Below are 13,259 nucleotides of genomic sequence, written 5' to 3'. Positions count from 1 at the left end.
AATCGCTACTTGTTACCAATTGTTGTTTTAATGATAATGGGATTAGGCGTAAAAATAGCTTATGCCCAAGAGGCAGGGACTATGGGCAATGATCAAAAACCAAACATTATATTTGTCCTTACCGATGATTTGGGATATGGCGATGTGGGGGTATTTTTTCAAAATCAAAGACAGAAGATCAACGACCGTAGTGAACCTTGGGTCTTGACACCCAATCTGGATAAAATGGCCTCTGAGGGCGCTTTGTTGCCCCATCACTATGCCGCTGCACCGGTTTGTGCACCTTCGAGGGCTTCCTTATTGTCCGGTTTAAGTCAAGGACACGCCAATGTTAGGAATAATCAGTTCGACAAGGCCTTGGCGGATAACCACACTATGGGCAACGTACTTCAGAAATTGGGCTATACCACTGCCGCCATTGGAAAATGGGGACTAATGGGTTCCAATAAATGGTCCGAGGGTGGAGATAGTTGGCCTGCTCACCCCATTGATCGTGGGTTCGACTACTATTACGGCTATATGTGGCACAGGGACGGCCACGAGCATTATCCCAAGGAAGGCCTTTATAGGGGAGCAAAGGAAGTCTATGAAAATAAAACAGAAGTAAGTAAGGATCTGGACAAGTGTTATACTGGTGACCTATGGACCGCCGTGGCCAAAAAATGGATTGTAGAACAAACAAAAGGTAAAGGGGGAAAACAACCCTTCTTTATGTATTTGGCCTTTGATACTCCACATGCCGTTTTGGAATTGCCCACCCAGGCCTATCCCGATGGGGGAGGTTTAAATGGTGGCTTACAATGGACAGGGAAGCCTGGTCAAATGATAAACACTGCTTCGGGAACCATAGATTCCTGGGTACATCCAGATTATAGCGACGCTACCTATGATCATGATAACAATGAAACTACGCCCGAAGTGGCCTGGCCTAATGTCTATAAGCGATATGCCACGACTACTCGAAGAATCGATGATCAGGTAGGTGATATTTTAAAGCTATTATCCGATCTTAATATCGATCAAAACACTTTGGTCGTATTTAGTTCTGACAATGGGCCCTCCATTGAATCATACCTGGACAATGAGCCCTATGAAGCAAATTTCTTCAACAGTTTTGGTCCGTTTGATGGAATTAAAAGGGATGTCTTGGAAGGGGGAGAGCGGTTGCCTACTATTGCCAAATGGCCGGCACAAATTAAGGCTGGACACGTGGTTAAATCGCCTTCTATATCCTATGACTGGTTGCCAACGTTCACTGCTGCTGCGGGTACTCCAGCTCCCGTAAATTCCGACGGGGTTTCCTTGTTGCCATCATTGACCGGACAAGGTGACCAACAACAGAGTCTTATTTATGTGGAATATACCCAAGGTCAGCACACTCCAAATTATGACGAATTTGCACCGAATAATCGCGGTAGATTGAGGAAGGAAATGCAGATGATGCGGATTGGGGACCTGGTCGGACTCCGATATGATATTAAAAATGCCGATGATGATTTTGAAATATACAATGTTATTAGCGATACCCAACAGGCTAATAATTTGGCGGGTAATGATTATATGAAGGAGTTGCAACAAACTTTTAAAGAACGGGTACTGCAGGTGCGTATGCCTGATGCTGCCGCCCAAAGACCATATGACAATGCGGCCATTACCGCAAGTTCCGTGGACGGGCTAATCAACGGCCTTAGTTGGACGGCCTATCAAAATTCGGCTCCTTGGTTACCGCAATTAAATTTGTTGCCGGCTACTGCAATGGGTAAGGTTACTTCCCTTGATCCAGGAGGAATAAAGTTGAATAAAGGTGAGTTGTTACTTTTTGAGGGATATATTAATATTCCAGTGGATGGGGAATATACTTTCTCTATGAAGTCCGAAACTAAGAGCTTTTTAAAAATTCATGGGGCAAGTGTTATTGATGCCGATTATGGATATGAAGCTGGCACAATAAGAGAAGGGAGCATTACCCTTGAAGCAGGTTATCACCCCATTAAGATTTACTGTGGCAGAAACCCTAAGAGTGCCAGCTCATTGGAATTAAGCTGGGAAGGTCCATCTTTTTCGAGAACCAAAGTCCCGGAAAATGCTTTTTTCACCAAGTAAAATAAGATAGGCAATAAACAACCAAAAAGTCATTACCTATGAAAAATAGATTAGTGTTGTTCGCCCTATTGTTGTTTGCCTTTTCCTTGGTTGTGCAATATCGGCCTAATATTATTTGGCGTGAATTTCAGGGAATTGAATGGGTATTTTTCGTAAGTTGCTAATGGAGTTTTATAACTTCCTAAGTTTACGTGATAAACTCAATTTTTATGAGTCCCAAAAGAATCAACTTTTTATTGTTGTTATTTCTGATTTTTCTTTTTTTCTCGTGTGCAAAACAAACTGAAAAAGAGGAAGTTCGGATAGGTTTCTCGCAGGCCATGTTAAATGACGAATGGAGGCAATCTATGAATAATGCCATGGAAGTACAAGCCTCTTTGTATTCCAATGTTACTTTGAGCATTTCTAACGCAAACTACAATGTTCAACAGCAAATAGCACAGTTAAAGGAATTCATATCGGACACTGTTGATATTATTATTGTTTCCCCTATTCAATCCAAACCCATTACTCCCATTGTGGAAGAGGCAATGAATGCCGGGATTCCGGTACTGGTAGTGGATAGGAAAACGGACAATCAAAAATACACGGCATATGTAGGTGCAGACAATATTGAAGTTGGCCGTAATGCTGCAAAAATCATTGTTTCCAATGTTCAGGATTCATTAAGGGTTATTGAAATAAGGGGTCTAGCTGGATCTTCCCCTGCTGACGAAAGGAGCCTAGGCTTTCATCAGATTTTGGATAAATTTCCCAAAATAAAATTTGCTGGAACCATAGAAGGGGATTGGGAGAAGGAATCCATCACGGAAAGTTTACGAGAATTATTGTCAAGAACCGGACCGGTAGATTATATTTTTGCCCATAACGACAGAATGGCCAAGGGTGCCTGGGAAATAGCTAGGAATTTGGGCATGGAAGGCCAAATAAAAATCATTGGTGTTGACGGACTTAATGGACCTAACGGAGGCATACAATTAGTAAAAGATGGGGTTCTAAATGCGACGATATTGTATCCTACAGGTGGTGCTGAAGCAATTAAGATCGCCTTGAAAATTTTAAACGCTGAGGTGGTGCCTACAAATAATATTCTGAGTACCACTGTTATTGATCAGTTTAATGCTGATATAATGCAGAATCAATTCAGTAAAATAAATGAGCAGCAAGGTCTCATTGAATCTCAGATTTCCGCCATTAAAAGACAAGAACAACTCTACTATTCACAAAATAATATTCTGAAAATCATTATTATATTTTCGGTAATAATATTTGGCCTAGCTGTTTATAGCATATATTCCAAAATAGCTATATCCAAGAAAAATAGACAGCTGGAGTTGATCAATAAAAAGATTACTGTACAAAGAAATCAAATCGAGAAAATAGCCAATGAAGTAAAGGAAAGTAATGAGGCCAAATTGAACTTTTTTACAGGGTTATCCCATGAGTTTAAAACTCCTATCACGCTAATTATGAGTTCTATAGAATCGCTACGGGAATGGGACAAACAAAAGGGCTATAAAACTGGATTTGAGGTGGAATTGATTCAGAACAACTCCAATCGCTTACTTAGGCTGATCAATAATTTATTGGATTTTAGAAAAGTGGAGGACCAAAATTTCAATGTTAGGGCTTCAGAAACAAATATTTTTAGGTTCTCCAACAATATATTTAAAGAATTTATAGGGGAGGCAAAAAAGAGGGGAATCAAATTCAATATTACCACAAATAATGAAGATTTGGACTTGTTTATCGACCGAAATTTAATGGATAAAGTCTATTTTAACCTATTGTCCAATGCCTTTAAATTTACTCCTGATAATGGAAGAATCGATATTGAAATTAACGATAATTTAGACGAAAGTACTGTTGATATTCACTTTAAGGACAACGGAATAGGAATTCCGGAAAACGAATTAAAAAATGTATTCACTCCATTTTTTAAGGGTTCCAATAATAGGAAAAATAGTTCAGGGGTAGGTTTACATCTTAGTAAACAATTTGTGGAACTTCATCTTGGTAAAATTGAAGTTAAATCCTATCACGGAACAGAATTTATTATCACCCTATTTAAAGGAAATACCCATTTTAATGAAGATCAAATTGTAATTGACCCAGATTTGGCGGATACAACGCTCAGTGATTTTTCCGGGGATATTACCTCGGATGATAACTTTTTGGAACTGGATACCAAAATTAGGGATGATAGCTATTCCATTCTTTTAATAGAGGACAATCGGGATTTAAGTTTTTTCCTAAAGAATAAACTAGGTGTCGAGTATGATATGATATTATCCGATGGTACCGATGGTATAGAATTGGCATTTGAGAATATTCCTGATGTTATCATATGTGATATAAACTTGCCCGATAAAAATGGATTTGAAATTTGTGAAATCTTGAAGAACGATTTGCGAACATCGCATATTCCAGTTATAATATTAACAGCACTGGGCAATAGGGATTCTTTTCTACAAGGCCTTAAAAGCGGAGCCGATCTTTATTTGACAAAGCCATTTAGCTATTCCATCTTAACGCAATCTATAAAGTCGCTCCTTTACAATAGGGAAAAGTTAAGGTATTATTATACCAATAACATTCATAAAATTGAACAGGGGCAAGCGTTTGGGAGCCCTGAACAATTATTTGTACGGGAACTAAACCAACAAATAAAGGTGAACCTGGATAATGCTAATTTTTCCGTTGAAAATTTAGCCGATGGGTTGAATATTTCTAGGGTTCAATTGTATAGAAAGGTAAAGGCAATGTTGGGAATAAGCGTCAGCGATTATATTTCCAATTATAGATTGGAAAATGCAAAAACTATGCTAGAAAACACAGATCTTTCCATGTCGGAAATAGGGTATAGTACAGGATTTTCCTCCCCAAATTACTTTTCTACAGCCTTTAAAAGTAAATACGGTGTTACTCCAGGGGCCTATAAAAAATCACTTTAAGGTAATTTAAGCTTATTACCTTAATTCCATGTATCAATTTTAAACTTTTGTGTTACATCAGTATAACTAGTTCAATCCTTCTTTGTTAAAATAAATTTGTTAACATATTGGTTATCAGAGTTTTGTGTTTATTTTAAAAAATGTTAACGAAATCACAATAGATTGTAACATTGACTAAATAATTGCCAAATAAATTGTAATAATATAGTCTTCATATTTAATAATTGCGATATGAAGAAAATATTGGTTTGGTCTATTACTGCAGCTTTGGCGGGATTTCTATTTGGTTTTGACACGGTGGTGATTTCCGGAGCGGACAAAAAATTACAGTTGCTATGGGGTTCTTCCGATGTATTCCATGGTACTATAGTAATGGCCATGGCTTTGTGGGGAACAGTTGTTGGAGCATTATTGGGCGGAATACCTACCAATAGGTTGGGGAGAAAGAAAACGCTGTTCTGGATTGGGATTTTTTATACCGTATCCGCATTGGGTTCTGCATTCTCAAACGACCCTATTACTTTTGCCTTCTTTAGATTTTTAGGTGGATTGGGAGTGGGCGCATCCACTATAGCAGCTCCTGCATATATTTCTGAAATAGCCCCGGCCAAGGATAGGGGTAAATTAGTAGGCTTGTACCAATTTAATATCGTCTTTGGAATATTGGTAGCCTTTTTTTCCAATTACCTGTTAAGTGGTATAGGTGAAAATGCCTGGCGATGGATGGTTGGGGTAGAGGCCATTCCCGCAGTAATATATACCCTGTTTGTCATGACTGTTCCACAGAGTCCAAGGTGGCTTCTGACCAAGCTTCGTACCGAAGAAGCGCTAAATGTACTAAAAGTAATAAATCCAGGTCAGGATGTAGAAAAATTGATGTTGGAAATAAATCAGGAAAATGAAAACAAGGTACCAGGTGAAAATATTTTTATAAAGAAGTACCGCTTCCCATTAATTCTTGCCTTTTGTATGGCCTTTTTTAATCAGGCTTCCGGTATTAATGCCTTTCTATACTATGCCCCTAGAATTTTGGAAGAGGCCGGTCTGGGAGAAAGTACTGCCTTATTGAGCAGTATTGGAATTGGGGTCACTAACCTGCTTTTTACCCTCTTGGGTATTTTTCTGATCGATAGGCTTGGTCGAAAACAATTAATGTACCTAGGGTCCATCGGGTATATCGTATCACTGACCTTGGTGTCCTGTGCTTTTTTTCTTGAATGGGAAGGAATGTCTGTAGCAATATTCCTGTTCCTGTTCATTGCCGCGCATGCCGTAGGCCAGGGTACCGTAATCTGGGTGTTTATATCTGAAATTTTCCCAAATCATTTAAGAGGTTCGGGACAATCCTTTGGAAGTTCGGTCCACTGGGTCTTGGCGGCAGTAATCCCTTCCTTGATTCCGGTCTTGTTTTCCTCTATTGGAGCAGGAACAGTATTTGCCTTCTTTGCTTTTATGATGTTTTTACAATTGCTCTTTGTGGCTTTCATTATGCCAGAAACGAAGGGGGTTTCCTTGGAAGCTTTAAGTAAATCCTTGAGTAAGTCCAATGGCGGAAATACTAAGAAGGTAGAGGTAGTTAAAAAGAATAAATAGATAAAATTTAAACCCAATTTTTTGAAAGTATGAAAAAACATAGATTAAAATTAGTTGTTGTCATTGCAGGTCTGTGCATAGTTTACGCATGCAAGGAACAAGGGCAGAAAGAGAACACGGACATTATTGTCCAGCAGGAAAGTTCTGTGGATGCCGAAGAGGAATTGTATCGTCCAAATTACCATTTTACACCTAAGGTTGGATGGATGAACGATCCCAATGGGATGTTCCATTACAACGGATATTATCATTTGTATTTTCAACATTATCCAGACGGTAATAAATGGGGTCCCATGCATTGGGGGCATGCTATAAGCACCGATATGGTAGAATGGAAGGAGCAGCCCATTGCATTATATCCGGATGATCTGGGATATATTTTTTCTGGAAGTGCAGTGGTGGATCTGCAAAATACATCTGGCTTTGGGACAGGGGGACAAGTGCCGATAATTGCCATGTTTACATATCATAATATGGAAATTGAAAAGGCCAAGGGAATCGATGTTGAGTCACAGGCCATTGCATATTCCTTGGATGAAGGGCTTACTTGGACCAAATATTCAGGAAACCCGGTCATAAAAAATCCAGGAATAAGGGACTTTAGGGATCCTAAAGTATCCTGGAACGAGGAGCATAAGAAATGGGTTATGGTCCTGGCTGCCCAGGACAAAGTGATGTTCTATGGTTCAAAGGATCTTAAAAGCTGGGAGCTGTTGTCGGATTTCGGTATGGATTTGAATAGGGAGATTGGAACACATGGTGGTGTTTGGGAATGTCCAGATCTTTTTCCTATTCCTGTAGAGGGTACTGATGAAACCAAATGGGTCCTCTATGTAAGTGTAAATCCTGGGGGTCCAAATGGGGGTAGTGCTACACAATATTTTATTGGGGACTTTGATGGGACAAAATTTACCATGGATAGGGATTTTGAAACAGTCCTAAACAAGGGTCAGAACTTTTGGATCGATTTTGGGAAGGACAATTATGCCGGGGTTACTTTTTCCAATGTCACCTCCAAGAACGGCGGGAAATTTTATATGGGTTGGATGTCGAATTGGGAATATGCCAACGAAGTACCTACCGAAACCTGGCGTAGTGCCATGACCGTAGCAAGGGAAATAAAATTGCTTAAGGATGCAGATTCCTATAGGTTGGCTTTTAAGCCAGTTGATGAAATTGACGCCTATAAAGGTGTAAAGTATAAGAAAGAAAATATTGCAGTGAATGGGGAATTGGCACTCATCAATTCAGAAAAGATAAATTTTTCTCGGGCAGCCATTAACTTCAATATTTCAGATATAAAAAAAGATAGTTTCACTTTTAAGCTTTCCAACAAGCAAGGGGACGAATTGTCCTTTGGATACAACGGCATCGATGATACTTTTTTCATCGATCGCAATAAATCAGGTAAAACAGGATTTTCCGATACGTTCTCGAATAAGAATAGTATTGCGAAACGAATCTCCGGCAGTACGATGCTGTCCGGGACTATCCTTTTGGATAAGACATCCATAGAATTATTTTTTGATGAAGGGTCTACGGTAATGACGGAAATCTTCTTTCCCAATGCACCGTTCGAGACGCTTTCAATAGAGACGGTCAATCAAGACTTTAATCTTGATTTATTAGAAGTAAATGAACTTAATATTAACTAAATACAACTCAATTATGAAACTAAAACTTTTTTTATTACTAATGATGTTTGTTCCCTTGGGGCTAATGGCCCAAGAACAAATACAAGGTACGGTGACCTCCCAGGATGATGGGATGCCATTGCCAGGTGCCTCAGTTGTAGTGGCGGGTACTACCAATGGTACAACGACAGATTTTGACGGTAATTTTACACTTGGTGATGTGCCTACTGATGCGACACTTTCGGTAAGTTATGTTGGTTTTTTAACAATGGAGATTCCGGTAAATGGACAGACAACCTTCACCATTGTATTACAGCCAGATGCGCAAATGTTGGACGAGGTAGTTTTAACCGGGTATACCACGGAAAGAAAGGCCGATTTAACTGGAGCTATTACCGTTGTGGAACTTGGTCCTGTTGAAGGTCAAAGTTTAAGTTCAGGTAATGCCATGCAGGCTTTGCAAGGAAGGGTCCCAGGACTCTTTGTTGAAAAATCAGGAAACCCGAACGGTACCAGTAGCCGAATTTTAATTCGAGGGGTAACAACATTGGGAAATAATGATCCACTATATGTAATTGACGGGGTACCAACAGTTCGGCAAGAAGTCTTTTCAGGCCTTAACCCAAGTTCAATAGAATCTGTTCAAGTATTGAAAGATGCATCCGCCTCTTCCATTTACGGTTCTAGGGCAGGTAATGGTGTCATTATAGTTACCACGAAGAACAGCACCAAAGCAGGAGGGGATGAAAAATATAGGGTTAGTGTCAATTCCAACCTATCCGTACAGTCAGAGAAAAAACAACGGTATGATATGTTGAACTCCATACAACGCGGAGAGGCTTTGTGGAGGGCTTCCGTTAATGATGGCGCAGATCCAACAGGAGGTTATGGTGAAATCTATAATTTTGATTGGAACGGTGATTTTAATAATCCTGTGCTCAACGGTGTAACGCTTCAGCCTTATGTTGGCGGTGATACCAATGTGCCGGCTGGCGATACTGATTGGCAGGAAGAATCCTATGAAACTGGTTATGTTTACAATAACGAAGTTTCTATTTCTGGAGGAACGGACAAGTCCTTTCATCTCATTAATTTAGGACATCTTAAGAATACTGGTATTTTAAAACATACAGGTTACGAAAGATTTTCTGGGAAATTAAATTCCAATTTTAAATTATTCAATGACAAATTGAAGATTGGTGTAAATACCGCTTTTACTACCTCGGATGAAACTTTGGCCTCTACCGATATTGGTAGTGCCCCAACTCCCGGATTAGCAATAAGTATGGCGCCGACCATACCTTTATTCGATAATAACGGTAATTATGGTGGGCCATTGGGTGCTGGTTATTCTGATCGTAACAATCCTGTTTTGATGCAATATTTAAATAGGTGGGACAATACGGAAAGGACCAATATTTTTGGAAATGTATTTGCCGAACTTCAAATCATGGACAATTTAACCTTCAGGACTAGTATTGGTCTCGATTATGGTGACTACAAACGTAAGGATATTGAGCCCAAGGTAACCAATGGATTTGTTAACAGAAGCAACAATAGGTTGATTTTGGACACAAATAAATTTACCAGCGTTGTCTTTACCAATACATTGAATTATACTAAGGAACTGGGAGATCATCGCTTTGGTCTCTTGTTGGGAGCAGAATCCATTAAAAATGATTTTGATTCAGTTACCGCTATTGCCGATGGTTTTGCGGTAGAAACAGAATCGTATTTCGTTTTGGATGCCTCAACCGGAGCTAGAACCAATACTGGGCGCTCCAGTGGAAGTAGCCTATTGTCCCAATTTGGAAAATTAAACTACGCATTTGCAGATAGGTATTTGGCTTCCGTTACAGTACGTAGGGATGGCTCGTCACGATTTGGTGATGAAAATAGGTATGGTGTTTTTCCTGCGGCAACTTTGGGTTGGAGAATTAGTAGGGAGGATTTTTTCAATGATGAAGGTGTAGTGTCAGATTTAAAATTTCGGGCAGGATATGGCGAAGTGGGTAACCAGTCTATCGGTGACCTCGCAAGATTTGGCCTATACGAATCCAGATATGGTCCAAACCAAGATCAATTTATTCCTGATTTTTTCAACCAATATTACAATGTTGGAACAGCTTATGATCTAGGTGGCAATAATGGGGGAACCTTACCATCAGGTTTTGTTTCCATTCAAGCGGCAAACCCGGCATTGAAGTGGGAAACAACCAAAGAATTTAATTATGGTGTGGATTTTGGTCTTTTTAATAATGCTGTAGTAGGTACGTTCGATTACTTTACCAGAAAAACCAGTGATATCTTGATCACACCGCCTATTGCCTCGGTTATTGGTGAAGGGCAACAACGGGTATTGAATGGAGCTACGACACAGACCAAAGGATGGGAACTATCCGTAGCCTATTCCAAAACTTGGGATAGTGGTTTTACGATGGGGATATCTACAAATTTTGGAGCATTTAAGGATGAGATTACCTTTCTTCCGGAAGAGGTTAGGGCAGGCTTTCCTGGAACCGCTGCCAATTCCATTTTAGGTCAGTCTCAATTTTCAATTTTTGGCTATAAAACTGATGGCTTGTTCCAAAGTCAGGCAGATATCGATGCTAGTCCAACTCAAGTTGGTTCAAGGTCCGGAGGGATAAAATTCCAGGATCTTAACGGGGATAATGTAATAGATTCCGATGACCGTGATTTTATAGGGAATACATTGCCAGACCTAGAGTATGGTATCCGAGTTGATCTTGGGTATAAGAACTTTGATTTTTCCGTTTTTGGATCTGGAGTAGCTGGAAGAATTGGTCAGGATCCTTACATATTATGGAACAATTTTACGCAAGGAAGAGAGAATGCCGGACTAGGTGTTCTTAATGCCTGGACTCCAACCAATACCAATACCGATATTCCATCCTTGTCTTTGGCTTTCAATGATCTAAGAACTTCAGATTATTTATTTAGGAAGAATTCTTATTTCAAAATTAGAAATCTACAAATAGGGTATTCTTTACCTGAGGAGATGATCAGTAAATTTTGGGGAATGACTGGATTAAGGGTCTATTTTCAAGGTGAGAATCTATTTTGGTTTACTCCAAAAGATTATATCGGATCGGATCCGGAGCGTACAACTGTTGCCAATATTCCCGTTCCTACAGTGCTATCATTGGGACTTAATTTGAACTTTTAAAAAATGAAAATCATGAAAAGAAATATAATATTTATAATGGGAGTGCTGGTTTCGTTTTTCCTAGCCTCCTGTGACAAGGACTTTTTGGATTATGAACCGGAGGGAGTTCTGTCCAATGATAATGTGGCGACGGCTGATAATGCCGAAGCCTTGGTAGTAGCTGCCTACGCGGGGATTGCCAATGATGAAATGATCGGACCCTTGACCCATCAATGGGTGTATGGCAGTGTACGTTCGGATGATGCTTATAAAGGTGGTGGAGGCCGTGGCGATGTGGATGTAATTGACCGCTATGAGCAATACAATCTAACAATTCCAGATTTTGGGGATTGGATGGCCCCGAGAACTTGGACCAATTATTACAAGGCCATTTCTAGAGCTAATTTTGCGTTGACCGTAATTAACGACATACCTGACGCGGAATATCCAAATAAGACTTTGAGACAGGCGGAACTTAGATTTTTGAGGGCACATTCCCACTTTATGATGAAACTTTTGTTTAAAAAAATTCCTTACATCAAAGAAGGGCTGACCCAAGAGGAAACTGCTGCTGTCACAAATGATGTGCCCAACGATGAATTGTGGAATACAATTGCGGAGGATTTTATTTTTGCTTACAACAATCTTCCCCAATCACAAGATGAGGTTGGCAGGGCAGATAGAAATGCAGCTGCGGCCTATATGGCCAAACTTAGGCTCTTCCAGGCGTACGAACAGAATGACCAGCATCAGGTCACTGCTATCAATCCGGCCCGACTTCAAGAGGTTATTGATTACGCTGACGAGGTAACTGCTAGTTTGGAAGGGGATTACGGAAACAACTTTTTGGACGGTTTCGATAACGGTCCTGAATCAATTTGGGCTGCCCAATTTTCTATTAACGATGGTACCAAGGTAAGTAGGGTAAGTTTTGTAACGGGACTTAATTCTCCTCATGGATCTGCACTATACGGGTGTTGTGGGTTTCATTTGGCCAGTCAAAATATGGTCAACGCATTTAAGACCGATGCAGCTGGATTGCCTTTATTGGATAGTTTTAATGATACGGATATATTCACTACGGTCAATGAAGATGGAACCGTAACACCAGCTGTGGGATTAACGGTGGATCCTAGGTTGGATCATACCGTGGGAGTTCCAGGAAGACCTTTTAAATATAGGAATACAGTTAATGCTACGGGTGATATGGTTTATAACTTTAGTTGGGCCAGAGATCCAGGGGTTTATGGTTATTTCGGAAATATGAAGGAACAACAAGCGCCGGATTGCTCTTGTTATGTAAAGGAAGGACCGTTTGTCGGTACTTCAAAGAATGTTGATTTTATAAGGTACGCGGATATTTTGCTGTTCAAGGCAGAGGCCTTGATACAATTGGATCGTTGGGATGAAGCTTTACCGCTGATCAATCAGGTTAGGGCTCGTGCTGCCGTTAGCACACAACGTCAGATTGATGCAGGTGCAATCGATATTTACAATATTCAGGAGTACACGACCTTTACTGATAAAGACTACGCGTGGAAAGCTTTAAAATTCGAGAGGAGATTGGAATTTGGGATGGAAGGTCCTCGATTCTTTGATTTGGTAAGATGGGGTGAGGCAGCAGAAGTGTTGAACGCCTATTTGACCGAGGAAAAAACAAAAAGGGATTTCTTATCCAGTGCAGTTTTTACGGCAGGAAGGGATGAGTACTATCCAATTCCACAACGTGAAATAGATTTTACAGGAGGACTTTATAAGCAAAACCCTGGATATTAATTTAAGACCGCGTTAGTTTGAGTTAGTTTTTTA

At 40.0% G+C, this 13,259-nt stretch carries 7 protein-coding genes; all 7 read left to right on the top strand.

Annotated features, from left to right (window positions below; genetic code table 11):
* Positions 1-30: 30 nt before the first annotated feature.
* The 7 genes from H4O18_RS06685 (at position 31) to H4O18_RS06660 (ending at position 13,226) form a co-directional block, all read left to right on the top strand.
* Positions 31-2,103, top strand: coding sequence for a sulfatase-like hydrolase/transferase (locus tag H4O18_RS06685; RefSeq protein ID WP_187582687.1), 2,073 nt, complete (start codon positions 31-33; stop codon positions 2,101-2,103).
* 38 nt (positions 2,104-2,141) lie between these two features.
* Complete coding sequence (locus tag H4O18_RS22350; RefSeq protein WP_281387284.1) at positions 2,142-2,267, top strand: hypothetical protein; 126 nt, start codon at positions 2,142-2,144, stop codon at positions 2,265-2,267.
* Between the two features lie 45 nt (positions 2,268-2,312).
* Positions 2,313-5,057 (top strand): substrate-binding domain-containing protein, encoded by a 2,745-nt coding sequence (locus H4O18_RS06680; RefSeq protein ID WP_187582685.1) that lies wholly within the window; start codon positions 2,313-2,315, stop codon positions 5,055-5,057.
* Positions 5,058-5,288: 231 nt separating this feature from the next.
* Entirely contained in the window at positions 5,289-6,650 is a 1,362-nt protein-coding gene (locus H4O18_RS06675; protein WP_187582683.1) for a sugar porter family MFS transporter, read from the top strand.
* Between the two features lie 29 nt (positions 6,651-6,679).
* Entirely contained in the window at positions 6,680-8,305 is a 1,626-nt protein-coding gene (locus H4O18_RS06670; protein WP_187582681.1) for a glycoside hydrolase family 32 protein, read from the top strand.
* 13 nt (positions 8,306-8,318) lie between these two features.
* The gene (locus H4O18_RS06665; RefSeq protein ID WP_187582679.1) at positions 8,319-11,471 is read left to right on the top strand and encodes a SusC/RagA family TonB-linked outer membrane protein; all 3,153 of its coding nucleotides are present in this window, start codon (positions 8,319-8,321) and stop codon (positions 11,469-11,471) included.
* 12 nt (positions 11,472-11,483) lie between these two features.
* Positions 11,484-13,226, top strand: a complete 1,743-nt coding sequence (locus tag H4O18_RS06660) for a RagB/SusD family nutrient uptake outer membrane protein (RefSeq protein WP_187582677.1) — start codon at positions 11,484-11,486, stop codon at positions 13,224-13,226.
* Positions 13,227-13,259 lie beyond the last annotated feature (33 nt).

This window comes from Arenibacter arenosicollis (assembly GCF_014397245.1).
GTDB classification, from domain to species: Bacteria; Bacteroidota; Bacteroidia; order Flavobacteriales; family Flavobacteriaceae; genus Arenibacter; species Arenibacter arenosicollis.
Note: the sequence above shows the minus strand (reverse complement) of the source record. Positions and strands in the feature narration are given on the sequence as shown.